This window comes from Prevotella amnii CRIS 21A-A, assembly GCF_000177355.1.
Taxonomy (GTDB): domain Bacteria; phylum Bacteroidota; class Bacteroidia; order Bacteroidales; family Bacteroidaceae; genus Prevotella; species Prevotella amnii.
On record NZ_ADFQ01000014.1, the window covers coordinates 1 to 24,167 of the forward strand.

Genomic DNA, 24,167 nt, shown 5'->3' on the forward strand with positions numbered 1-24,167 from the left:
TAATATAGCCAGCTTTTTGTGGTAAAGAGGTGGCTTTTATAAGCGTAAGATATAATCTTTTTCTAAAAAAGAAAGTACCTTTTTGTAGGAAAAATAACTTATTTTTAATATAAAAATAGATTAAAAATGCTACAAAAATAAGTTATTTTTCTTTTCCGTACTTGTTTTTTGTTGTTTATAGCATTGGTATTTTAACCTTATATAGAGGTGTTTTTATTTATTAAGATATATCTTTATATTTATATTATTTATAAAGTGATTAGCAACTTTCTTATGTTATTATATTTGTTTTTTATCTATTTTGTATATTAACTTATTAGCCCCACTTGTAAAAGCTATTGACTCTGGGTGCTCATTAGCGTAGCTTTCTATGTGACGAATGCGTTTTTCTTCAAATATTTCGTCAATAGCTATAAGTATTCCTGTTTCTTCCACTTCTCCAAAACCATAGTTAATGGCAGTGCCAAATGTTTTCATAGTAGGTGATAGGTTCATATACGCATTTACTAATGGAGGAATATTATAACCTAAGTTGCGTATTTCGGTATTTAAGAGCTTGTAATCTTCTTTAAAGTTGTCGCCGGAGAAGAATTTTTTAAGTTCGTCTTCAGGGGTATCAATTTTTAGAGGTTTGATAGGAATAATAAGGTTTTCTTTATCATCGAAATATTTTTTTAGGAAATAAAGAATGAGATCTCTCCCTCGTCTTATGTAAGAAGGGTACATAGTAACCTTACCAAAAAAGTATTTACAGTTAGGCTTTAATACGGTAAGAGCTCCTAAGCCGTCCCAAAGGTTATCAAGAGCGAAAATACTTTTAGAGTTGCGTCTTATGTTTTGATATCCTAAAGATACGAAAGATCTGCCAAGCTCTACGGTGTAAGGAGCATACTCTTTCATAAATTTTTCAGAGAAGTGGAACATGTGGCTTGTAGCAAGTAAAGGCTGTCCGTTAGCATCTTTTTTCCAATCTTCTCCAAAGATATACCTATATCCTCCTATTATTTCTTCTGCTTCAGGATTCCATACTATAAGCTGTTTACAACAATTCTCCATCGAATCGAAATCATCTATATCAACAGCTTTACCAGTTCCTCCACCTGCAGTTCTGAAAGCTTCCTCGCGTAAGCGTCCTATCTCTAACATAGTGTTAGGAGAGTTTTGTGCAGTTACAACATATACTTCGTTGTGGCTTTTATTTGTCTTGCGCAGTAATTTATCTAATGTAAGCTCGCTCTTTATTAGAGCCTTATCCACAGGCTTAATTATTTCTTCTTCCATAAATATGGTTACTTAAAAGTGTCTTGTGTTTGTTTGTGTTAAGATAATGGTTTTATTATAATTCATAAACCTTATCTTCTACATATTTTGCCCACTCTTTAGGAGTTTTACTCTTATCAAAGGTTTGCCAAGGTATAGGCTTGCCTATGTTTATGTAAAAAGTTTTTCCTATATTTTTATACATTTCATCAACAAGAAATAGCATTGCTAAGTTTATCTTTTTTAAGTATTTATCGCTAAAATGAGCAATGCGATAGAAGCGTTCAGAGTTTTGTCCACCAAAGAAAATAGGTACTATATCGCGTTTATATTCCACGCTTTTGGTGATAAAGGTTTTTTTCCAAGGAAGGTCATGTATATGCCCATTTATCTTTCTGCTATTAAGCCCGGCTGGGAACATTATGATGTGATTATTGCTTTGAAAGCCAGCTTCAATCATTTTAGGGAAGTCTCTGTGTTGTTTTCCTGTTTTGTTTATACCTATGCTTATAGGCTTTAGACTGGGCAGATTTAATAATAGGTCGTTAACTAAATATTTAAACTTACCGTCATAATGCCGCCCTATTATAGCACCAAGCGCAACACCATCTTGACCACCTAAAGGATGATTTGAAACAAAGGTATAAAACTTACCGTCATCTTTCTTAGGCAAATTTTCTAAACCATTTATTTTGAGCGTCATACCGAGATATTTCATACATTCCTCAAGCCATTCTGTACCTGAAAAGGACCTTGAATCCCATAGAAATTTGTTTACTTGTTCTTCGTGGATTATGCCCTTTAACCAGTTAATAGCAAAGCGAGGTACAAACCTTGCTTTGTTTCCCATTTTACTCTTGAGAATGTTCTCAATATCAATAGTTTTCTGAATACTTTCTCCCATATTCTTCATTTCCCAAAACAATATGCAAAAATAAATAAATATTTTTGGAAATTACCATGTTATTAGTATAAATATTGAAATATATGCGTAATTTGTTATATTAATTAAATTTTATTTCTCACTTTTTTTGATATCACCCGTATAGTAAAAAAAGGAAAAACTCTTAGTTGGATAAAATATTGTGGGGGAATGTGGAGGAATGTGGTGAAATTTATGTAACTTTGGGGTCTACTTAGGTATTGTATAAAAATAAAATTATTAGTATGAGGTTTCTTGGCAATGTAGATGCAAGGGTAGATGTAAAGGGTAGGGCTTTTTTCCCATCTACGTTTCGTAAGATACTAAGTGTGTCTGGCGAAGAATCTCTTATTATGCGAAAAGATCTTTTTGAGCCGTGCCTTGTGCTTTATCCACAGTCGGTGTGGAATGATAGGTTAGATACTTTAAGAGCCAAGCTAAGTAGGTGGAATAAGCGTGACCAGATGGTTTATCGCCAGTATGTTTCTGATGTAGAGGTGATTACTTTAGATACTAACGGTAGGATACTTATACCTAAGCGTTATCTCTGTCTTGCAAATATAGAGCAAGAAATAAGTTTTATAGGTATGGATGATAGCATAGAAATATGGTCAAAGGGTAACACTTTAGAGGAGTTTATGCCCTATGAAGAGTTAGGAAAGGCTTTAGAAGATTTAATGGAAAAGTAGTGAAGGCATTTTAAATGCCATAACAAGATATTTTTAAGAAACAACAATAATAATAGCAACTATAATGATAAAAACTGCTGAAAGCTACCATGTCCCCGTTCTTCTCAAAGAGAGTGTTGATGGATTAAACATTCGTAAGGGTGGCATCTATGTAGATGTTACTTTTGGTGGTGGTGGCCATAGTAGAGAGATCTTATCCCATTTATCAGGCGATGCTCATCTTTATAGTTTTGATCAAGATTTAGATGCTGAGCAGAACATAAAGTATCTTACTGAAAGTGATAAAGAACTTAGTAAGAAATTTACTTTTGTGCGTTCTAACTTTAGGTATTTAAAGAATTGGATGCGTTATTATGGTGTAGATAAAATAGATGGATTGATAGCCGATTTGGGTGTTAGTAGTCATCATTTTGATGATGAAAATCGTGGTTTTTCTTTTCGTTTTGACGATGCTCCTTTAGATATGCGTATGAATAAGGAGTCTGGTAAGCAGGCTTTTGATGTTTTAAATGATTATAAGGAGGAAGATTTGGCGAGACTATTTTATGTCTATGGCGAGCTAAAACAGTCTAAGCGCATTGCTGCAGCGATAGTAAAGGGTAGGGCAAATAAGGCTATAAGGACTACAACAGACTTTTTAAAAATAGTCAATCCTTTTTTTATGCGTGTTAGGGAAAAGAAAGATATGGCAAAGCTGTTTCAAGCCCTGCGTATAGAAGTGAATCAGGAAATGCAGGCTTTAACCAAGATGCTTACATCGGCGATAGAGCTTTTAGCCCCTGGTGGGCGTTTGTCTGTGATAACTTACCATTCGTTAGAAGATCGTTTGGTTAAGAATTTTATGAAATCTGGTAATGCGGAAGGAAAGATTTCTCAAGATTTCTTTGGTAGGATAAAAACTCCTTTTAAGTTGGTAAACAACAAAGTGATTATTGCCACAGATGAAGAAATAGAGAGAAATCCTCGAAGTCGTAGTGCAAAACTAAGAATTGCAGAGAGGAAACATGAAGAAAGAGGATAAAAAAGAGGAAATAGCAGATAATACTGTTTTACCTATAAAAGAAGAACAGTTAGCAGAGGTGCATACATTATCTGTTGAGGGAAAAGAAGAAGTAAAAGAAGATGAAGAAAAGGAAGTAGAGTCAGAGGTAGAAGAGAGGATAGATAGGATAGAAAGAGCTTTGCAGGATCAAGCTCAAGAGGGCGAGAAGCCGCAGTCGTCTAGTTTTACTTTTACCAAGATTATAGGTGGAGATATTCTTTCAGCTCAAGTGCTTCGCAATAATATAGGTTTGATACTTTTAATAGTGTTATTTATTATTATTTATATTACTAATAGATATAATGCTCAGAAGTATTTGATAGAGATAGATAAGCTGAATACAGAGCTGGAAGATGCTAAGTATAGAGCTCTCTCAAGTAGTAGTCAGCTAACAGAGAAGACGCGTGAAAGCCATATACTCGAGTTGCTTAAAAACAATAAAGACAGTGTGCTTAAAATATCAGATAGGCCTCCCTATATAATAAATGTTCCAGAATAAAAGAATAGCATGAATAGGTTTAATAATAAAGAAAGCATAAAGTGGTATTTTTTTACTACGGTAGGTATAGTTATATTTGCATTTCTGATAATGATGAAGGCAGCTAATACAATGACCGTAAAGAAGGATTATTGGATGCAAGTGGCTGCTTTGCAAAAAAAAGATAGTGTTAAGATAAAACCTATAAGAGGTAATATATTGAGTGGAGATGGAGAGCTGATGGCGAGCTCTTTGCCAGAATTTAAGGTATATATGGATTTTAAGGCTTTATCCGAAGCAGGTAATGATACAGCTTTTGTGGATAGTGTCGATTATATTAGTAAAGGTCTTAATGAGATATTTCCAGAGAAATCTGCTCAATCTTTTAAGCAACATTTATTAGAGGGATATCATAAGAAAAGTCGTCATTGGGCAATATGGGACGGGCGCATAGCTTATAATACGTTTAAAGATGTGCAAAGTCTGCCAATATTTCATCTTTCAAAGTTTAAAAGTGGTTTTCATTGGGAAGAGTTTAATGCACGTCGGCGTCCGTTTGGCTCATTAGCACAGCGTACTATAGGCGATATGTTTGGTGCAAAAGATACTGCTCGGTGCGGTTTAGAATTGTCCTTTGATTCTATTTTACGTGGTACTAATGGTATTATTCATCGTAGAAAGGTAAGGAATAAATTTCTGAACATTACTGATACAGCTCCTGTAGATGGTGCAGATATTATCACAACAATAGATGTTAGTATGCAAGATTTAGCAGAGCGTGCTTTGATAAATGAGCTAAAGGAGATAAATGGTAATGTAGGTGTAGCTATTGTTATGGAGGTAGCAACAGGAGATGTGAAAGCTATTGTCAATATGGATAAATGTGAAGATGGTGAATATCGTGAGATAAAAAACCATGCAGTGAGCGATTTGTTAGAGCCCGGGTCGGTATTTAAGACAGCTTCTATAATGACCATACTCGATGATGGATTAGTTGATACCACTTACACCATAGCTACAGGTACAGGTGTTTGGAATATGTACGGTAGAGAGATGAAAGACCACAATTGGCGAAAGGGAGGATATGGTAATCTTATGCTTCCGTGGACACTGAAATATAGCTCAAATATAGGTGTAAGTCGTATTATTGACATTTATTATCATAAGAATCCTGAGAAATTTGTACAAGGTATATATGATCTTGGATTAGCAACCGATTTACATTTACCCATTGTAGGCTATTCACCTGCAAAAATACGTATGCCACGAAAAAACAAACGTGGACAATATTACAACTGGAGTGCTACCGCATTACCATGGATGAGCATAGGTTATGAAAGCCAGATACCTCCAATATCTACACTAACTTTTTATAATGCTATAGCAAATAATGGGAAGATGATGCGTCCGCGTTTTGTAAAACAGATAGTAAAGAATGGGCAAGTAATAGCAGAATATCCTCCAGAAGTGATAAAAAATCAAATAGCAAAAGAAAGTACTATCACGAAGATACGCAGAATATTAACAGAAGTAGTCTCTGAAGGTCTTGGAAAGAAAGCTGGTTCAGATAAGTTTGCCGTAGCAGGTAAGACAGGAACAGCCCAAATTTCAAAGGGTGCTCTTGGGTATAAAGCAGGTGGGACTAACTATTTATTAAGTTTTGCTGGTTTTTTCCCAGCTGATAAACCTAAATATAGCTGTATAGTGTGTATACAAAAGACGGGCTTACCAGCTTCTGGTGGAGGTATGAGCGGAGTAGTTTTCCATCATATAGCAGAAGGTATTATGGCACGCGACTTAAAACTTAGTGTAACAGATGCTCGAGAGCCTTCATCTATTCTTATCCCACCAGTTAAAACAGGAAATATTCTTGCTGCTGATTATGTTTTAAGTGCATTAGGTTATTCTCCCAAAAATGGCTGGGGAGGTACTTATCCTTTTGGCAATCCTATATGGGGAATTGTAAATAGTACACATTATTCAATAGCCTTTCAAAGACAAAATTATAATAATAAGAAGGTAGTACCCAATGTGTATAACATGGGTGCTCGTGATGCTGTTTATCTTTTAGAGCAACGAGGCTTAAAGGTAAGAATAATGGGCTGTGGTAAGGTAAGTAAGCAAAGCTTAGTACCTGGCGAAAAGATAAAACGAGGAGAAACCTGTTTTATAACATTGAATTAGAGTGTAACGTGGTAAAAATAATGAATAAAAATATTAAAAGTTAATAGATTATGAAGTTAACTGACTTATTAAGTGAAGTGAAAACTTTAAGTATCACAGGTGATACTGATATTGATATAACTGGTGTTAATATTGATAGCAGAAAGATAGATGTAGGACATATCTTTGTAGCTATAAAGGGTACACAAGTAGATGGTCATTGTTTTATAAATAAAGCAATAGAATCTGGTGCGAAAGCAATACTATTAGAAGATGTACCAAGCGAATTAAAAGACGGAATTACATACATTCAGGTAGAATCTACAGAGAAAGAAGTGGGGAAAATAGCCACAATGTTTTATGGAAATCCTTCAAAAAAATTAAAGTTAGTAGGTGTTACTGGTACTAATGGAAAAACTACTATAGCCACATTATTATATAATATGTTTAGAGCCTTTGGTTATAAAGTAGGGCTTTTATCAACCGTTTGTAACTATATTGATGCAGAGGCACATCATACAGAGCATACTACCCCTGATCCTATAGAGCTAAATCAGCTACTTAGTAAGATGGTTGAAGCAGGATGTGAATATGCTTTCATGGAATGTTCCAGCCATGCTATTCACCAGCATCGTATCGGTGGACTTTATTTTACTGGAGGTATTTTTACTAATCTTACACGTGATCATCTTGATTATCATAAGACTTTCGAAAATTATCGTAATGCAAAGAAAATGTTTTTTGATAGTCTTCCAAAGAAAGCCTTTGCTATTACTAATGCCGATGATAAGAATGGTATGATAATGGTACAAAATTGTAAGGCAAATATTAAGACATATTCTATACAGCGCATGGCAGATTTTCGAGCAAGGATAATAGAATGCCATTTTGAAGGTATGTATCTTGATATAGATGGAAAGGAAGTAGGAGTGCAATTTATCGGAAAATTTAATGTAAGTAATTTGTTGGCTGTTTATGGTGCAGCAGTAATGTTAGGAAAATCGAAAGATGACATTCTGTTAGTGCTTAGCACTTTGAAGAGTGTTAATGGGCGTCTTGAGCCTATTCGTTCTCCAGAAGGTTTTACAGCCATAGTCGATTATGCACACACACCAGACGCGTTATCTAATGTTTTAAGTGCTATTCATGACGTTATGGAAGGTAAAACGGGACAGATTATCACAGTATGTGGAGCTGGGGGAAATAGAGATAAAGGTAAACGTCCGCTTATGGCACAGGAAGCTGTAAAACATAGTGATGTAGTTATATTAACTAGTGATAATCCGAGGTTTGAAGATCCGCAAGATATTATAAATGATATGGTGGCAGGACTTGATGAAACTCAACTTAATAAGGTATTAACTATTGTCGATCGGCGTGAAGCTATGCGCACTGCAGCAAAGTTAGCTAAAAAAGGAGATGTAATTCTTGTTGCAGGAAAAGGACATGAAGATTATCAGGAAATAAAAGGAGTTAAGCATCATTTCGATGATCATGAAGTACTTCGAGATATTTTTAATATTAAATAAGCAATAATCATAACCAAACATATCAATATAACAAGATGTTGTACTATATTTTTAGATGGTTAGGTGAATATGGCATTAGTGGCACTCACCTTTGGAGTTATATTAGTTTTCGTGCTATTCTTGCGATGATTCTTGCTTTAATCATCTCAGCTTGGTTCGGAGAACGGTTTATTAAGTATTTAAAGCGTAGACAGATAACTGAGACGCAGCGTGATGCAAGTATAGATCCGTTTGGAATTAATAAGATTGGAGTTCCATCTATGGGCGGTATTATAATCATAGTAGCATTGTTAGTTCCTGTTATCCTGTTCGGTAGACTTCGTAATATATATCTTTTATTGATGATAATTACTACTATATGGCTTGGATTTTTAGGAGGAATGGACGATTTTATTAAAATCTTTCGCCATAGTAAGGAGGGCTTAAAAGGTAAATATAAGATAGTAGGGCAGATAAGTATCGGACTTATAGTAGGTTTAACTCTTTGGACTTCTCCTGATGTAAAGGCAAATCTAAATGAGGAAATCCCTAATAAAAATAACACGGAAACTATTATTCATCATCATCAGACAGCTATAAAGACATTAAAGACCACAATACCATTTGTTAAGAACCATAATCTCGATTATTCTGAAATAATGGGTTTTATGGGAGAATATAAGACTGCTGCAGGTTGGATCTTATTTGTTATTATGACTATTATCGTGGTAACTGCGGTTTCTAATGGTGCTAATCTTAATGATGGTATGGACGGTATGTGTGCAGGTAATTCTGCTGTAATAGGTGTAGTCTTAGGAATATTGGCTTATGTAAGTAGCCATTATCAATATGCTGCTTATCTGAACATAATGTTTATACCAGGCTCAGAAGAGTTAGTGATTTTCTTTTCTGCTTTTATAGGTGCATTAATAGGCTTTTTATGGTATAATGCTTATCCTGCTCAGGTGTTTATGGGAGATACAGGTAGTTTGACAATAGGTGGAATTATAGCTGTAGGTGCTATAATTATTCATAAAGAGTTGCTCTTACCTATTCTTTGTGGAATATTTTTTGTAGAGAGTTTAAGCGTAATTATACAGGTATGGTATTATAGGACAGGTAAGCATAAGGGTATAAAACAACGCATATTTAAGCGTACACCTATTCATGATGCTTTTCGAACTCTTGATTCACAGCTTGATCCTGATTGTAAGTATGTTTTTACAAAGCCTCATAGCGCAGTGCATGAGAGTAAGATAGTGATACGTTTTGTAATAATTTCTATTATTTTAGCAGCATTTACAATTATTACGCTGAAGTTAAGATAAGAAAGGGCATATATAATATGAAAAAGATGGTAATATTAGGGGCAGGTGAAAGTGGTACTGGAGCTGCCATACTTGCTAAAAAGCAAGGCTTTGAAGTATTTGTTTCGGATATGTCGGTTATTAAGGATAAGTATAAAAAAATGCTTAATGACCATAATATAGATTGGGAGGAAGGTGTACATACTGAAGCTAAGATTATTGATTCTGATGAAGTTATAAAAAGTCCGGGTATTCCAAAGGAAGCACCTATGGTGCAGAAACTTATAAAACGTGGTATACCTATTATCAGCGAGATAGAGTTTGCTGGAAGATATACAACGTCTAAGATGATATGTATTACTGGTAGTAATGGCAAAACAACCACTACAAGTTTGATCTTTCATATTTTTAAAGATGCTGGTTATGATGTAGGGCTTGCAGGTAATATAGGTAAAAGTCTTGCTCTTCAAGTAGCTGAATCGCCACATGCATATTATGTTATCGAGTTAAGTAGTTTTCAATTAGATAATATGTATAAATTTCGTGCAAATATAGCTATTCTTCTTAATATTACTCCTGATCATCTTGATCGTTATGAGTATAAATTTGAGAATTATGCTAATGCTAAGATGCGTATTATTCAGAACCAAACAAAAGAAGATAGTTTTATTTATTGGAAAGATGATCCCGTTATAAAGAAAGAGTTAGAAAAGTTTGATGTAAAGGCTGTGCAATATCCTTTTTCTGAATTAAAAGAAACTGGCAGCATAGGATATATTGAAGAAGGAATGTACACTATAGAGAAGCCTATTCCATTTAATATGGAGCAAGAAGATTTATCGCTTACAGGTAAGCATAATATATACAATTCTCTTGCTGCAGGTATAGCTGCTAATATAGGTGGTATAAAAAAAGAAAATATTCGTAAAAGTTTAAGTGATTTCAAAGGTGTAGAACATCGTTTGGAAAAGGTATGCAAAGTTTCAGGAGTACAGTATATTAATGATTCTAAAGCTACCAATGTAGATGCCTGTTGGTATGCTCTTGAAAGTATGGTTACACCTACGGTGCTTATTCTTGGTGGTAGAGACAAAGGAAACAATTACGATGCTATAAAGGATCTTGTTAAACAGAAGTGTAGGGCTATAGTTTATTTAGGTGCTGATAATAAAAAATTACACGATAATTTTGATAATCTTGGTATAATTACGCGTGATACTCATTCTATGAAAGATTGTGTAGCAGCCTGTAGAGAGTTAGCAAAGTCTGGAGATACGGTCTTATTGAGTCCTTGTTGCGCTAGCTTTGATTTGTTTAAGAATATGGAAGATCGTGGCAATCAGTTTAAGACTTTGGTTCGTTCGTTATAAAAAAGTAATTAGTATGCGGTTAAAAATAAAGCTATTAGTGGACGTTTTCTTTTAGTATAGAGCTATAAAAGTGTTTTTTTGATAACCTTTTACGTTTATGCAGATAAAAAAATGAAATCAGCTTATTTTTAAATAGAACTTAAAAAGACCAATAAAAAAATGAACGTTAAGTCGTTGAAGAATATATTTAAGGGAGATAAAGTAGTATGGATGATATTTTTCTTTCTTTGTATAATTAGTATTATAGAGGTGTATTCAGCCTCTAGTTCTTTATCATATAAGGGAGGAAACTTCTGGGGACCTATAATATATCATACTATGATGTTAGTTTTAGGTTGGGTATCCATGATATTTGTGTTGAATATAGAGTGTAGATATTTTAAGTTAGCTACACCAATATTTTTAATAGGTTCTATATTCTTACTATATATTGTTATGTTAATAGGCGGTGTTACTAATGGTGCAAGTCGTTGGATAAGCATAGGAGGAATACAGTTTCAGCCATCAGAATTGGGAAAAGGAGCACTTATAATGACGATAGCGCAGCTTCTTAGTGCTATGCAAACGGATCATGGTGCAGATCGTAAAGCAATAAGATATATATTGATAGTATCAACTGTTGTTATCTTTCCTATTTTTTTAGAGAATCTCTCTACTGCAGCATTGCTTTTCTTAACCGTTATCTTTATGATGTTTATAGGCAGAGTACCTTTTAAGCAGATAGGTAAACTGATAGGGGTAATCTTTTTTATAGTGTTTTTGGGTTTAGCTTTTGTTATGTTTGCAGGTAATAGTAAGAATGTGGAAGTTGAAAATAAGAAGCAGAATTTTACAGAGCAAACAGCGACAGCGCAGGAACAAAAAAAAGAAACAGGCTTTATTCAGAAAATGTTTCATCGTGCTGATACATGGAAAGCTCGTATAGATAAGTTTTTTAGTAATAAATATATTGCTCCAAAAGATTTTGATCTTGATAAAGATGCACAGGTTGCACATGCTAATATAGCTATAGCTTCGTCTAATATAGTCGGGAAAGGGCCTGGCAATTCTAATGAGCGTGACTTTTTATCGCAAGCTTTTTCTGATTTTATATATGCTATCATAATAGAAGAGACAGGTATATTAGGAGCGTTTGTGGTATTAGCTCTTTATGTTATTCTTTTTATTCGTGTTGGTATTATTGCTCGAAAATGTGAAAATTCTTTTCCAACTTTCTTGGCTATGGGTTTAGCTTTCTTGTTGGTTTCACAAGCAATGTTTAATATGGCTGTAGCTGTGGGGTTAGCACCTGTAACAGGGCAGCCTTTACCTCTTATCAGTAAAGGAGGTACTTCGTCTATTATTAATTGTGTATATATTGGTGCTATTCTTAGTATAAGTCGTTCTGCAAAGCGTAGATCAAATGTAAAAAAAGAGGAGGAGAATGCTTCTTCTTTATTAAATGTTGCAGATGTATAAAATTGATAGTAACTAATAAGAATAGAAAAATATTTCTTATCTTTGTAATTGTAAAATAGACGTATAAATGAAAGACGATTTACGATTTATAATTAGCGGTGGTGGTACTGGTGGTCATATATTTCCTGCAGTGTCAATAGCCAATGCTTTAAAAGCAAAAAATCCTAAAGCAAAGATTCTTTTTGTAGGTGCAGAGGGGCGTATGGAGATGCAACGTGTTCCTGCTGCAGGATATTCAATAAAAGGATTACCTATATTAGGGTTTGATAGAGTTAATAAATTAAATAATATTAAGGTTCTTTTAAAGCTATGGAAGAGTCTTCGTATAGCAAAGAAGATAATTAAAGATTTTCGTCCTGATGTAGTTATTGGTGTGGGTGGCTATGCAAGTGGAGCTACGCTTTATAAGGCTGCTAATATGGGTATACCATGTTTGATACAAGAACAAAATTCATATGCAGGTGTTACTAATAAGCTATTAGCTAAAAAAGTGAGTAAGATATGTGTAGCGTATGAGGGTATGGAACGTTTTTTTCCTGCTGATAAGATTATAATGACAGGTAATCCTGTGCGTCAAAACATCTTGGAAACAACTATAACCAAAGAGGAAGCTCGTATGAGTTTTGGTCTTAATCCATCAAAGAAAACTATTCTTATAGTTGGAGGTAGCTTGGGTGCCCAGACTATAAATAGCTCTATTATAGAGCATCTTGATCTTATTCATAATAGCGATGTGCAGATTGTTTGGCAGACTGGTAAACGCTATTTTGATAATATTAATAGTGTTTTAGATAAAAAGGGGCTGGATAATCTTCATGTGATGGATTTTATTAGTGATATGGGAGCAGCATATAAAGCTGCTGATTTAGTAATTAGCCGCGCAGGAGCAAGTTCTATTAGCGAGTTTCAGCTTATAGGGAAGCCTGTAATCTTAGTGCCAAGTCCTAATGTAGCAGAGGATCATCAGACAAAGAACGCTATGGCTTTAGTAAATAAAGGAGCAGCTATGTTTGTAAGTGATGCTGATGCTCCTGCAACTCTTTTGCAGTTAGCACTTAACACTATAAATAATAGCGACCAGTTAGCAACTCTTAGCAAAAATATTAAAAAGATGGGATTACATAATGCTTCTGATATAATAGCAGAAGAGGTGTTAAAGCTATGTAAATGATAATCTTTTTTTTTGATTAATAGATAGAGAATATGGAATTGAAAGATATAAAAGCTGTTTATTTTATTGGAGCTGGTGGTATAGGTATGAGTGCTATAGCTCGTTATTTTCTTCATATAGGGTGTGTAGTAGCTGGCTACGATAAGACATCTTCAGATCTTACAAAGCAACTTCAGAAAGAAGGTATGAATATTCACTATGAAGAGAATATAGGCTTAATACCTAATGCTTGTCGCAATAAAGCAAACACTTTAATTATTTACACACCTGCAATACCTGTTTCACATAAAGAGCTTGTTTTTTTTAAAGAGAATGGTTTTGAAATTCAAAAGCGTGCTCAGGTTCTTGGTACGTTAACAAGAACACATAGAGGGTTATGTTTTGCTGGAACACATGGTAAGACTACTACATCTAGTATGTGTGCTCATATAATGCATCAGAGTTCTGTGGGTTGTACAGCTTTTTTAGGAGGTATTTCAAAGAACTATGGTACTAACTATATTTTGTCTAATAAGAGCGATTATGTTGTAATAGAGGCTGATGAGTTTGATCGTTCCTTTCATTGGTTACGCCCTTGGATGACAGTAATAACTTCTACCGATCCTGATCATCTTGATATATATGGAACAAAAGAGGCTTATTTAGAGAGTTTTCGTCATTATACAGAATTAATAAAAGCAGGTGGTGCCCTTATAATTCATAAAGATCTTGAGATGAAGCCTAATGTGCAAGAGGGGGTAAGGGTTTATGAGTATAGTCGTGAAGAAGGCGATTTTCATGCTGATAATGTCCGTATAAAAGATGGTACTATAATATTCGATTTTATATCTCCTATAGAGCCTATTAAAGATGTAGAGCTTGGGCAACCTATACCAATAAATATTGAAAACAGTATAGCAGCAATGGCTATGGCACAGCTAAATGGTGTTATACCTAATGAAATACGTGAAGGAATAAAAACTTATAGTGGTGTAGATAGGCGTTTTGATTTTAAGGTTAAGAATGCTAAACATGTTGTTTTATCTGACTATGCACATCACCCAAAGGAGATTTTACAGAGTGCTAAAAGCTTAAAGGAGCTTTATTCTAATCGTAAGATAACCGTAATCTTTCAGCCACATCTTTATACCCGAACACGCGATTTTTATAAGGAATTTGCCTATTCGCTTAGTTTTTTCGATGAGGTTATTCTTACTGAAATATATCCTGCTCGTGAAGAGCCTATAGAAGGCGTTACTTCAAAGCTTATTTATGACAATTTAAAGGAAGGTGTCCAAAAACAAATGATATTAAAGGATAGTGTACTTAGTTTTGTTAAGTCGCGCGATTTTGATGTGCTTGTTATTCTTGGAGCTGGTAATTTAAATGATTATGTATCTCAAATATCTCAAATAATATTAGATAAGGAATAATACCGATGTACATAAGGTGGAAGAGTATTACTATTGCTTTGATAGATGTTCTGCTGGCAGTTTATCTTATTTTGGCTGTTACTTCATGGAACAAGCCAGAAGAGAATGTGGCTGTATGTAATGAGGTAAAAATAAATATATCTGATGTTAATAATGCAGGTTTTCTTAGTGCAGAAGAAGTTAAGGATATATTAAACAAGGTTAAGCTCTATCCACTTAACAAGTCAATGAATGCAATTAGTCCTCGCCGTATAGAAGAGACTCTTAGAACGGGTCCTTTTGTAAATACAGCTCAGTGTTATAAGACTACAAGTGGCATTGTTTTTATAAATATAACCCAACGTATGCCTATAATTCGTATTAAGAGCGATAATGGCGATGATTATTATTTAGATGATAATGGAGGTATTCTTCCTAATTCTAAATATATAAGCGACCTTATAATAGCGACAGGGTCTATTAACAGAATTTTCGCACAATATTATCTATCTTCATTAGCAAAGGAGATAAATGCGTCTCCATTTTGGCTAAACCAGATAGAACAAATTCATGTTTTGCCAGATAGAGGTATAGAGTTAGTGCCTCGTGTGGGTAATCAGATTATCTTTTTAGGCTATCTGCCGTATGGTAAATATAAGTCGGCACGTGAACGAGGTATTCGCGAGTTTGTAAGTAAGAAGCTTGATCGGCTTAGTAAGTTTTATAAATATGGTATGTCAAAAGTAGGGTGGAACTTATATTCTTATATCAATTTAGAGTTTGATAACCAGATAGTTTGTAAAAAGCAGCTTCATGAAGAAGCAGGTGTAGAAAAGTCAATAACACGTTCAGAAGCTGTTGATGTTAAAAAAAACGATCCAGAAGTGCTTGAGAAGAAATCTTCAGAGGTTAAGAAAGAAAAGAAAACAGATGGTCCAATGGCAGAAGAAGGTCCTACGGAATGATAAATATAAACGATAAGATAAAAATATAATACATTTTATATATGGCAGAATTCATAGTAGCTATAGAGCTGGGCTCTTCCAAAATTAGAGGTATAGCAGGTAAAAAGAAGCTCGATGGCAGTATTGATGTCGCAGCGGTAGTAAAAGAGAATGCATCAGAATGTATTCGTAAAGGAATAGTATATAATATTGATAAGACTGCACAATGTCTTACGAGTATTATTACTAAGCTAAGAAAGCAGCTTAAGTATGAAATAACCCAGGTCTTTGTAGGTGTGGGCGGACAATCTATTCGTAGTGTGCGTAATGTTATCATCAAAGATCTTCCTAATGATACTATTATCACAAGTGATATGATAAATGAGCTTATGGACGCTAATCGTAACATGAGCTATCCTGATCAGGAAATCCTTGATGCTGTAACGCAAGAATATAATGTTGATAATCAAAAGGCTATTGATCCTGTAGGTATAAAGGCAAATCGTTTAGAGGGTAACTTTTTAAACATTTTATGGCGTCAGTCTTTTTATGATAATCTTAATAATTGTTTCCAAAAGGCAGATGTTAAGATAGCCGAAATGTATCTTGCTCCTTTAGCTCTTGCAGATAGTGTGTTGAGTGAGAGTGAACGTCGTGGAGGTTGTGTACTTGTTGATCTTGGTGCCGATACTACTACAGTATTGGTATATTATAAAAATCTTCTTCGCCACTTAGCAGTAATTCCTTTAGGTAGTAATAATATTACACGAGACCTTGCTTCTCTTCAGATAGATGAAAAGGACGCAGAGCGTATGAAACTAAAGTATGCGAGTGCTTTTACAGAAACTTCTGCTATAGATACTAATGCTAAATATACTGTAAACAAAGAGCAATCAATAGATTGTAGCGAGTTTATAAAGGTGGTGGAAGCACGTGTTACAGAAATAATAGAAAATGTTTGGGCTCAAGTTCCAACAGACTATTCACATACCCTTCTTGGTGGAATTATTCTCACCGGAGGAGGAATGAACTTGCCAAATATAGAACATGCTTTCAGAGATTCTACAGGTATAGGGAAAATACGTAAAGCTAATTTTGTAACTTACACTATTAATGCAAGTGCATCTGATATTACCTCACGGCGTGGTGATATGAATACTGTTCTTGGCATTTTAGCCAAAGGCGATATGAATTGTGCAGGAGCTACTTATAATCCTAATGCAAATAATTTATTTACGAGTACAGAAGAGATAGTAACAGGTACTCCTATATCACAAAATTCTCACACATCATCTCCAAAGCCATTACAAGGGCAGGGGCTGGTACCTACACTTGAAGATAAAAAGAAGCAGGAGGAAGAGCGTCGTCGTAGAGAAGAGGAAGAGCGTCGCTTACGTGAAGAGGAGGAAGAGAGAATACGTAAAGAGAAAGAAGAAGAGCGTAAAAACAGTTTCTGGGGTAAGTTTAGCAATAAGATAAAAGATATTAGTGGCAAAATATTTGAGGCTGACGAGGAATAGGGCTGATATAGTCTTATATAAATAATGTAAAAAAGATAGCAATAAAAGGAACATATAGTTATGGCAGATGTAAACAGAATATTAGACTTTGATGATAAAGATGTTACTGATAGCATTATAAAAGTAATAGGTGTTGGTGGTGGAGGTGGTAATGCCGTAAACCACATGTACAAAGAAGGTATTCACGATGTTACCTTTGTGGTATGTAATACAGATGCTCAGGCATTAAACGATTCTCCTGTACCTGTACATCTTCAGTTGGGAACAGAAGGCTTAGGAGCAGGTAATCGTCCAGAGAAGGCGCGTAAGGCTGCCGAAGATACAGCTGATAGCATAAAGAAGATGCTTTCAGACGGCACAAAGATGGCTTTCATAACAGCAGGTATGGGAGGCGGTACGGGTACGGGCGCAGGTCCTGTTATAGCTCGTATCAGCAAGGATCTTGATATATTAACAGTGGGTATTGTTACCATTCCATTTAAGTTTGAGGGTACTCGCAAGATTGATCAGGCTTTAGATGGTGTGGAAGAGATGGCTAAATATGTCGATGCTTTATTAGTAATTAACAACGAGCGTTTGTTAAAGATTTATCCAGACCTGAGCCTTATGGCAGCTTTTAAGAAAGCAGATGACACTTTAAGTATAGCTGCTAAGAGTATAGCCGAAATTATTACGACACATGGTGTGATAAATCTCGATTTTAATGATGTTCGTACCATTTTGAAAGATGGAGGAGTTGCTATAATGAGTACTGGGTATGGTGAAGGTGAAGGTCGTGTAACTAATGCTATTAACGATGCTCTTAACTCTCCATTGCTTAATAATAATGATATATATAAGTCGAAGCGCATTCTTATTCAGATTAATTTTCATGCCGATGAAGGTGGTAATGCAGGCGTTACTATGGACGAGATGCGTGAGATTAATGCCTTCATGGAAAAGTTTAGCGAGCGTTTTGAATTGAAATGGGGTGTTGCTACCGATCCAGAATTAGACAAGAAAGTAAAAGTAACTATCCTTGCAACAGGTTTTGGAATACGTGATGTTGATTCTGAAGATATGAAGGATCGTATACAGCGGCATGATGAAAAAGAGGTAGCATTGCTTGCAGCTGAAAAGGAAGCTGAGGCAGAAAAAGCTCGTCGTCGTGGAGAATATTATGAGACGGGGGATAGTAAACAGGAAAAAACACGGCCTCGTGTTTACCTTTTTTCTACAGAGGATTTAGATAATGACGATGTAATTCTTGCTGTAGAGAACATTCCTACATATAAACGTACAAAGCGTAATATAGAGGATATAAAAATGATTAATGCGCCAAAGGTGATTGCAAAAGAGGAAGAAGACTCAAAAGAGTCTATAAACGGAGTAATAAGTTTTGTATAAGTAATGGTTTATATGTTTCTATAAAATATCATAATGCTATATGTTAAGCCCTGTTAGGATCTTCTTATCAGGGCTTTTATTGTTTTTAATAAAACTGGTTGTTATCTTATACGAGGGCTTATTATCTTATGGTTGTACTATAAAAACTTTTATTAATCTTTAAGTTTAGGGCTGGCGTTTATCTTTAGGTGTTAGCCTTTAAAAATCTATCTCCTTTAATATGTAATATCTTAGAGAGAGTAATAGGTAACCTTTCTTTTAGCAATTAATAGTCTTTTTAGCAAGAAAAGATTATCTTTAAAAATAAAAAATAAATTATTTTTATAGGAAAAATAACAAGAAAATGCAATAAAAATAATTTATTTTTGTAATTAATATATGTCTTTCCGTTGTATGAAATATGTCGTATAACGATATAAAACCTCTTTGCCTAACATCAATTTTGCTAACCCCACTTACCAACTTCATTTTTTTGCATAAAATAACGTTAAGTAAAGGGGTATATGTATGGTGCTTCCTCCTTTTTTTATTACTTTTGTGATAAAGTTATTCACAACTATAAATATAAACTTATAATATAAATAACGTATGAATTATTTAACTAACGACAAACTTGTCATCGTAGGTGCTGGTGGTATGATCGGCTCAAACATGGTACAGAGTGTGCTCACTCTTGGTTTAACACCTAATGTATGCCTTTACGACATTTATGAGCCTGGAGTACATGGTGTTTATGAAGAAATGTGTCAATGTGCTTTTGCTGGTGCAAATCTTAGCTACACTACTGACCCTGAGAAGGCCTTTACAGGTGCTAAGTATATAATTTCTTCAGGTGGAGCTCCACGTAAAGAAGGTATGACTCGTGAAGATCTTTTAAAAGGCAATTGTCAGATAGCTGCCGATTTTGGGGATAACATTAAGAAATATTGCCCTAACGTAGAGCATGTTGTTGTTATTTTTAATCCTGCAGACGTTACAGCTCTTACTACTTTAATCCATTCTGGTCTAAAACCAAATCAGCTAACATCTCTTGCAGCTCTTGATTCTACACGACTTCAACAAGCTCTTGCTGAAGAGTTCGGTGTTCAGCAAGATAAGGTTCAGGGTGCCCACACCTATGGTGGTCATGGTGAGCAAATGGCTGTGTTTGCATCTAAGGTTACTATTGATGGCACACCATTATCAGAAAAAGGACTTTCTCAGGAGAAGTGGGCTGAAATAAAACAGCGTACTACTCAGGGTGGTTCTAATATTATTAAGCTTCGTGGTCGTAGTTCGTTCCAAAGCCCAGCTTACTGTTCTGTTAAGATGATAGAAGCAGCTATGGGTGGAGATAAATTTACATTGCCAGCAGGTTGTTATGTAAATAACGAAAAGTTTAAGAACGTAATGATGGCTATGCCTACTACGATAGATAAGACAGGAGTTCATTTTACAGAACCTACAGGTACTTCTGAAGAAGTTGCTGCTTTGGAAGCATCTTATAAGCATCTTTGCAAAATGCGTGAGGAAATTATCACTTTAGGTATCATTCCATCTATTGATAAGTGGAAGGAAATGAACCCAAATTTGTAAAAATATAGATATATATAGTAAGAAGTTAAGAGGGCGTATTTTTTACGTCCTCTTATCTTTTTATATGTAAAAAGTTTTAATATGAATTACCTATTCCAATGATAATGGGAGCGAATAATGTTATCCAAATAGTATAATAAAGTTCTTTTTCAACACGTCTTACAAGTAAATAATAAGGTAAGATATTACTCACACGATACACATAAATAAGTCCTAAGTAAGATGTTCCCCCCATAGATATTCCTACAATTGCTCCACATAGAATATCACCGGGGTAATGCACTCCCAGATAAATGCGAGAATAGCAGATGCAAATGGTTAAAAAGAGCAAGGGAAAAGTGATACGTTTTTTATGTAGTAACAAACTAATAAAAGTGAAGATACTAAAGGTGGTAGCAGCATGACTTGAGACAAAGCCAAATTCTCCCCCACGATAACCATCTACATAATGTAGCTTATTACAAATAGTTATGCAATGAGAAGGACGAAGTCTTGCACAAAAAGGCTTGATAAGCCCTGAGGATATAAAGTCTGACAGTCCTACTGCTAAAGCAAAAAAGACTATAACTAACAGAATGGTGGTAAAAGGAACATGATGACGTATTAAACCAAAAAGGAACATAATGGCTAAAGGAAGCCATATAATGGGTAATGAAAATAATTTCCAAATGTTATCAATCATTACACCACCATCAAAGTTGAGATAAAGCATAAGGACTTTATCATAATGGTCTAACATATAAATAATATTTCCCATGCAAAACGCAATTTTTTATTATATATAAAGTTTATTATAAAATAAAAGAGCTAAAGAGGTTTTCATAAATACTACTTTCGTTTTAAATAAAGATTTATATACTGATAATAGCTCTGTGCTTTCTTTAAGAGTGGCAAATCTTGTTGTGATAAGAGATACTCTTTAGCCTCTTCGCCTTTTTTATATTTTACAGCATATTGCCGTATTTTCTTTACAGGAGACAATACCGTTAGCTTATCATTCTCTAAATAGCCTAAATCTTGATAAGTAGCCATGAAAGCACGTGGCTTATATAAAGGAGAAAATATATCTTGTCCTGTAAAGCGCACTTTAACATGTAATCGTAACATAGCCATGACAGTAGGCATAACATCAATTTGTGAACAAAGGGTAGAAATTACCTTTGGACGAATAAAATTAGGAGAATAAATTAAACAAGGAATATGGTATTTATCAATAGGTAAAGAGGTACTACCTGCACTTGAGGCACAGTGGTCTGCTATAATGATAAAGATAGTATTCTTAAACCATGATTTATGAGTAGCATCAGATATAAATTTGCCGATAGCATAATCTGTGTATTTTACTGCAGCCTCACGGCAATGAATGTTACCGTCATATTTTATTTTGCCTTTTGGGTATGTATAAGGGCGATGATTGCTTGTAGTCATTATCTGGGCAAAGAAAGGTCTGCCTTTAGCAGCATCTTTATCAAAGACCTCAAGGCTTTTGTTAAACATATCTTCATCGCATACTCCCCATATATTTGCAAAAGTAATCTTTGCAGGATCAATATTTTTACGATCTATTATTTCATATCCATTATTAGAAAAGAAATTGCCCATATTATCAAAATAGCTATCTCCTCCGTACAGAAATTGTACAGTATAACCGAGCTTTTTAAGCTGTGCTCCAACAGAAAGATCGCCCATTCTGTTGTTTTTTTGTTTTATAATACTTTCCCCAGACACAGGCGGTATACATAAAGACAAAGCCTCTAAGCCACGCACAGTGCGGTTACCATTGGCAAACAAACTGTCTAAAACAAGACTTTTTGTCATCAATACATCAAGATTAGGCGTAATACTCTGCTTATTACCATATCGGGTAAGAAAATCGGCACTAAGACTTTCTACAGTAATTAATACAATGTTTTTTAATTGTGATTTACCTTTTGCGCTTAATTCTTTTTCTCCATTTGCATTTAAATCTGCTAACTTATAATAATTGCTCTTAACCTCTTTCTCAGGAAGCATAGCATAAAACTTATTATACTCAAGAGTATTATTAAAGAAAGCACGTACAAAACAGTCTATACCGTTACGTCCTATCTGATCAACATAATTATTTTTAGCCGTTATAGGGTCTATAGCTGTTAATATACCCCAACCCACTAATATAGCAATGATAAAATATGTTATATGGAAGCAAAGAGTCTTAACGTTATAAATACGTTCTAACTTAAATTGAGCCTTTCTGGATTGCAACCATATAATACCTAAAGAACATATTAGAACGGTAATTATTATAGGAAAAATAGAGTATGATTCCATAATGTTACCTATAACCTCATTAGTATATATAAGATAATCAACAGCTATAAAATTATACCTAACGCCAAACTCTTCCCAGAAAAGATATTCACCTATTGATATAAAAAATAATAATCCCACATATAATATCCAAGAAAAATATAAAGAACAGCTACGCCATAATAAGCGTATCTTAGGAATAAAAAAGCGTATAGAAAAACTAAAAACTTTCCAACCTAACAATATCTGTGCTATATTAGGAACAACACCACCATATTCGTAAAAAATATTTTTATGCCAAAAACTATAAGCGAAACATATAATAAGTAATGTCTCTATACATACTCCTGCTATCTTATTATATTTTGCTTCATTCAGCATAGGATAAAGCACAAATAAAGGAATTAATAGCAGCAAACCTGTCCCAATGTCAGAAAGTAATCCTAACCCTATACTACGCAATATTTCGAAAAAACAAAATGAAGCATCGCTTGGAGCTGTTATCATTAATGTTATACGAATCAATAAACCTAAAAAGATATAAAGTTTTAGGAATTTACTTACAATAAAAAAAATAGGGTTTTGTTTGAATGTACTTATGTTAGCCATTTTTTTATATATAATTTCCACCTACAAAAGTAAGTATAATTTTTAAAAGTATGTCATATTTATAGCTATGACTTTTAACAAAAACAGCATAGAAAAACTATCTTTATGCGTTTTTTAAATAAAAAACTATAACTTTGCCATTAAAAATAAATTATCACATAAATATTAAAAAAGTATATGTGTTTCATGTTTATTAATTAGTAACAACATCTTCCTATATAAACACACTATAAAATAATGGATTTAGTAAAGAACAAAACGTTTAAAGGCGAGCGTCCTCTATTTGGTATTGAGAACACACGACTTGAAAATATAGAAATTATTGATGGAGAATCTGGAATTAAATTTTGTAAGAATATAGAATGTAATGCATCTAAATTTTATGGTAGATACCCTTGGTGGCATGTAGATAAAAGCGTAATTACTAATTGCTATTTTGCAGAAGAATCGCGTTCAGCCATTTGGTATTCTAATAATATGGTAATGAAAGATAGCATTATTGATGGTCCTAAGTTTTTTCGTGAGATGAAAAATCTTAAATTAGATAATGTGAAAATAAATGATGCTGATGAAACTTTTTGGAAGGTTGACGGATTAAAACTACATAATGTGCTTTTACACGAGGGAACTTATCCCTTTATGTTTTCTAAAAATATCTATGTAGATGGTTTGGTATCTGATGCTAAATATGTGTTTCAATACTGTAAAAATGTAGAAATACATAATGCTAAGATAGAAACTAAAGATGCTTTTTGGGAGTGCGAAAACGTTGTAATATATAATTCTGAACTAAATGGAGAATACATAGGCTGGCATAGTAAAAACATAAAAATGGTGCAATGCCATATAAGTGGTGAGCAGCCTCTTTGTTATATGAACGGAATAACTCTTGAAGATTGTACCTTCGATGTTGCTTGCGATAGATGCTTCGAAGATTCTAAAAATATCAATGCAAGTATTATAGGGTCTATTACAGAAATAAAAAACCCTATATCGGGATATATTTCTGCTGATAAAATAGGTAAGGTTACTTATGATAAATATGCTAAAGAAAAATTAACCACAATAGTTATTCGTTAATAACA

General features: G+C 34.2%; 19 protein-coding genes. 15 read left to right on the top strand and 4 right to left on the bottom strand.

All coding sequences use genetic code 11. The features are described from left to right. Nucleotides 1-279: 279 nt before the first annotated feature. Nucleotides 280-1,281, bottom strand: coding sequence for a GNAT family N-acetyltransferase (locus HMPREF9018_RS01275; protein ID WP_008447097.1), 1,002 nt, complete (start codon nt 1,279-1,281; stop codon nt 280-282). Between the two features lie 55 nt (nt 1,282-1,336). Continuing rightward, nucleotides 1,337-2,164 carry a glycerol acyltransferase gene (locus HMPREF9018_RS01280; protein ID WP_039863970.1) on the bottom strand — a complete coding sequence of 276 codons (828 nt, stop codon included), beginning with the start codon at nt 2,162-2,164 and terminating at the stop codon, nt 1,337-1,339. 263 nt (nt 2,165-2,427) lie between these two features. On the opposite strand from HMPREF9018_RS01280, the gene HMPREF9018_RS01285 reads away from it, so the two are divergent. From HMPREF9018_RS01285 to HMPREF9018_RS01350, 14 genes are all read left to right on the top strand, one after another. Continuing rightward, entirely contained in the window at nt 2,428-2,871 is a 444-nt protein-coding gene (locus tag HMPREF9018_RS01285) for a division/cell wall cluster transcriptional repressor MraZ (RefSeq protein ID WP_008447059.1), read from the top strand. A 64-nt stretch (nt 2,872-2,935) separates the two neighbouring features. After that, nucleotides 2,936-3,892 (top strand): 16S rRNA (cytosine(1402)-N(4))-methyltransferase RsmH, encoded by a 957-nt coding sequence (gene rsmH, locus HMPREF9018_RS01290; RefSeq protein WP_008447139.1) that lies wholly within the window; start codon nt 2,936-2,938, stop codon nt 3,890-3,892. Continuing rightward, complete coding sequence (locus HMPREF9018_RS01295) at nt 3,876-4,412, top strand: FtsL-like putative cell division protein (protein WP_008447116.1); 537 nt, start codon at nt 3,876-3,878, stop codon at nt 4,410-4,412. Before rsmH ends, HMPREF9018_RS01295 begins: the two co-directional genes overlap by 17 nt. Nucleotides 4,413-4,421: 9 nt before the next feature. Further along, nucleotides 4,422-6,575 (top strand): penicillin-binding protein, encoded by a 2,154-nt coding sequence (locus HMPREF9018_RS01300; protein WP_008447056.1) that lies wholly within the window; start codon nt 4,422-4,424, stop codon nt 6,573-6,575. Nucleotides 6,576-6,625: 50 nt separating this feature from the next. Next, on the top strand, nt 6,626-8,083 hold the full coding sequence (locus HMPREF9018_RS01305; protein WP_008447054.1) for a UDP-N-acetylmuramoyl-L-alanyl-D-glutamate--2,6-diaminopimelate ligase: 1,458 nt from the start codon (nt 6,626-6,628) through the stop codon (nt 8,081-8,083). Between the two features lie 35 nt (nt 8,084-8,118). Beyond that, nucleotides 8,119-9,390: a phospho-N-acetylmuramoyl-pentapeptide-transferase gene (locus HMPREF9018_RS01310; protein ID WP_008446995.1), complete on the top strand. Its 1,272-nt coding sequence runs from the start codon at nt 8,119-8,121 to the stop codon at nt 9,388-9,390. A gap of 17 nt (nt 9,391-9,407) precedes the next feature. Beyond that, on the top strand, nt 9,408-10,739 hold the full coding sequence (murD, locus tag HMPREF9018_RS01315; RefSeq protein WP_008447094.1) for a UDP-N-acetylmuramoyl-L-alanine--D-glutamate ligase: 1,332 nt from the start codon (nt 9,408-9,410) through the stop codon (nt 10,737-10,739). 159 nt (nt 10,740-10,898) lie between these two features. After that, nucleotides 10,899-12,197 (top strand): FtsW/RodA/SpoVE family cell cycle protein, encoded by a 1,299-nt coding sequence (locus tag HMPREF9018_RS01320; protein ID WP_008447155.1) that lies wholly within the window; start codon nt 10,899-10,901, stop codon nt 12,195-12,197. 67 nt (nt 12,198-12,264) lie between these two features. Beyond that, nucleotides 12,265-13,368, top strand: coding sequence for an undecaprenyldiphospho-muramoylpentapeptide beta-N-acetylglucosaminyltransferase (murG, locus tag HMPREF9018_RS01325; protein ID WP_008447063.1), 1,104 nt, complete (start codon nt 12,265-12,267; stop codon nt 13,366-13,368). A gap of 32 nt (nt 13,369-13,400) precedes the next feature. Continuing rightward, the gene (gene murC / locus HMPREF9018_RS01330) at nt 13,401-14,780 is read left to right on the top strand and encodes a UDP-N-acetylmuramate--L-alanine ligase (RefSeq protein ID WP_008447152.1); all 1,380 of its coding nucleotides are present in this window, start codon (nt 13,401-13,403) and stop codon (nt 14,778-14,780) included. A 5-nt stretch (nt 14,781-14,785) separates the two neighbouring features. After that, the gene (locus HMPREF9018_RS01335) at nt 14,786-15,724 is read left to right on the top strand and encodes a cell division protein FtsQ/DivIB (RefSeq protein WP_008447023.1); all 939 of its coding nucleotides are present in this window, start codon (nt 14,786-14,788) and stop codon (nt 15,722-15,724) included. Between the two features lie 41 nt (nt 15,725-15,765). Beyond that, a complete protein-coding gene (gene ftsA / locus HMPREF9018_RS01340) occupies nt 15,766-17,223 on the top strand; it encodes a cell division protein FtsA (protein WP_008447114.1) in 1,458 nt (485 codons plus the stop codon). 60 nt (nt 17,224-17,283) lie between these two features. Beyond that, nucleotides 17,284-18,609, top strand: coding sequence for a cell division protein FtsZ (gene ftsZ / locus HMPREF9018_RS01345; protein ID WP_008447085.1), 1,326 nt, complete (start codon nt 17,284-17,286; stop codon nt 18,607-18,609). Between the two features lie 588 nt (nt 18,610-19,197). Beyond that, nucleotides 19,198-20,184 carry a malate dehydrogenase gene (locus HMPREF9018_RS01350; protein ID WP_008447115.1) on the top strand — a complete coding sequence of 329 codons (987 nt, stop codon included), beginning with the start codon at nt 19,198-19,200 and terminating at the stop codon, nt 20,182-20,184. A gap of 76 nt (nt 20,185-20,260) precedes the next feature. Here HMPREF9018_RS01350 and HMPREF9018_RS01355 read toward each other — a convergent pair whose 3' ends face one another. Further along, on the bottom strand, nt 20,261-20,941 hold the full coding sequence (locus tag HMPREF9018_RS01355) for a phosphatase PAP2 family protein (RefSeq protein ID WP_008447099.1): 681 nt from the start codon (nt 20,939-20,941) through the stop codon (nt 20,261-20,263). A 71-nt stretch (nt 20,942-21,012) separates the two neighbouring features. Beyond that, nucleotides 21,013-23,082, bottom strand: a complete 2,070-nt coding sequence (locus tag HMPREF9018_RS01360) for an LTA synthase family protein (RefSeq protein ID WP_039863938.1) — start codon at nt 23,080-23,082, stop codon at nt 21,013-21,015. A 237-nt stretch (nt 23,083-23,319) separates the two neighbouring features. Between HMPREF9018_RS01360 and HMPREF9018_RS01365 the strand changes: the two genes are divergently transcribed. Beyond that, nucleotides 23,320-24,162, top strand: coding sequence for a DUF3737 family protein (locus tag HMPREF9018_RS01365; RefSeq protein ID WP_008447135.1), 843 nt, complete (start codon nt 23,320-23,322; stop codon nt 24,160-24,162). Nucleotides 24,163-24,167: the final 5 nt, after the last annotated feature.

Bases quoted from the DNA above. Each gene is read 5' to 3' on its own strand.
- HMPREF9018_RS01280 (WP_039863970.1), bottom strand. From the start codon at position 2,164: ATGGGAGAAAGTATTCAGAAAACTATTGATATTGAGAACATTCTCAAG.
- HMPREF9018_RS01320 (WP_008447155.1), top strand. From the start codon at position 10,899: ATGAACGTTAAGTCGTTGAAGAATATATTTAAGGGAGATAAAGTAGTA.
- murC (WP_008447152.1), top strand. From the start codon at position 13,401: ATGGAATTGAAAGATATAAAAGCTGTTTATTTTATTGGAGCTGGTGGT.
- HMPREF9018_RS01360 (WP_039863938.1), bottom strand. From the start codon at position 23,082: ATGGCTAACATAAGTACATTCAAACAAAACCCTATTTTTTTTATTGTA.
- HMPREF9018_RS01295 (WP_008447116.1), top strand. From the start codon at position 3,876: ATGAAGAAAGAGGATAAAAAAGAGGAAATAGCAGATAATACTGTTTTA.
- HMPREF9018_RS01335 (WP_008447023.1), top strand. From the start codon at position 14,786: ATGTACATAAGGTGGAAGAGTATTACTATTGCTTTGATAGATGTTCTG.
- HMPREF9018_RS01365 (WP_008447135.1), top strand. From the start codon at position 23,320: ATGGATTTAGTAAAGAACAAAACGTTTAAAGGCGAGCGTCCTCTATTT.
- rsmH (WP_008447139.1), top strand. From the start codon at position 2,936: ATGATAAAAACTGCTGAAAGCTACCATGTCCCCGTTCTTCTCAAAGAG.
- murG (WP_008447063.1), top strand. From the start codon at position 12,265: ATGAAAGACGATTTACGATTTATAATTAGCGGTGGTGGTACTGGTGGT.
- ftsA (WP_008447114.1), top strand. From the start codon at position 15,766: ATGGCAGAATTCATAGTAGCTATAGAGCTGGGCTCTTCCAAAATTAGA.
- HMPREF9018_RS01305 (WP_008447054.1), top strand. From the start codon at position 6,626: ATGAAGTTAACTGACTTATTAAGTGAAGTGAAAACTTTAAGTATCACA.
- ftsZ (WP_008447085.1), top strand. From the start codon at position 17,284: ATGGCAGATGTAAACAGAATATTAGACTTTGATGATAAAGATGTTACT.
- HMPREF9018_RS01285 (WP_008447059.1), top strand. From the start codon at position 2,428: ATGAGGTTTCTTGGCAATGTAGATGCAAGGGTAGATGTAAAGGGTAGG.
- murD (WP_008447094.1), top strand. From the start codon at position 9,408: ATGAAAAAGATGGTAATATTAGGGGCAGGTGAAAGTGGTACTGGAGCT.
- HMPREF9018_RS01300 (WP_008447056.1), top strand. From the start codon at position 4,422: ATGAATAGGTTTAATAATAAAGAAAGCATAAAGTGGTATTTTTTTACT.
- HMPREF9018_RS01350 (WP_008447115.1), top strand. From the start codon at position 19,198: ATGAATTATTTAACTAACGACAAACTTGTCATCGTAGGTGCTGGTGGT.
- HMPREF9018_RS01275 (WP_008447097.1), bottom strand. From the start codon at position 1,281: ATGGAAGAAGAAATAATTAAGCCTGTGGATAAGGCTCTAATAAAGAGC.
- HMPREF9018_RS01310 (WP_008446995.1), top strand. From the start codon at position 8,119: ATGTTGTACTATATTTTTAGATGGTTAGGTGAATATGGCATTAGTGGC.
- HMPREF9018_RS01355 (WP_008447099.1), bottom strand. From the start codon at position 20,941: ATGGGAAATATTATTTATATGTTAGACCATTATGATAAAGTCCTTATG.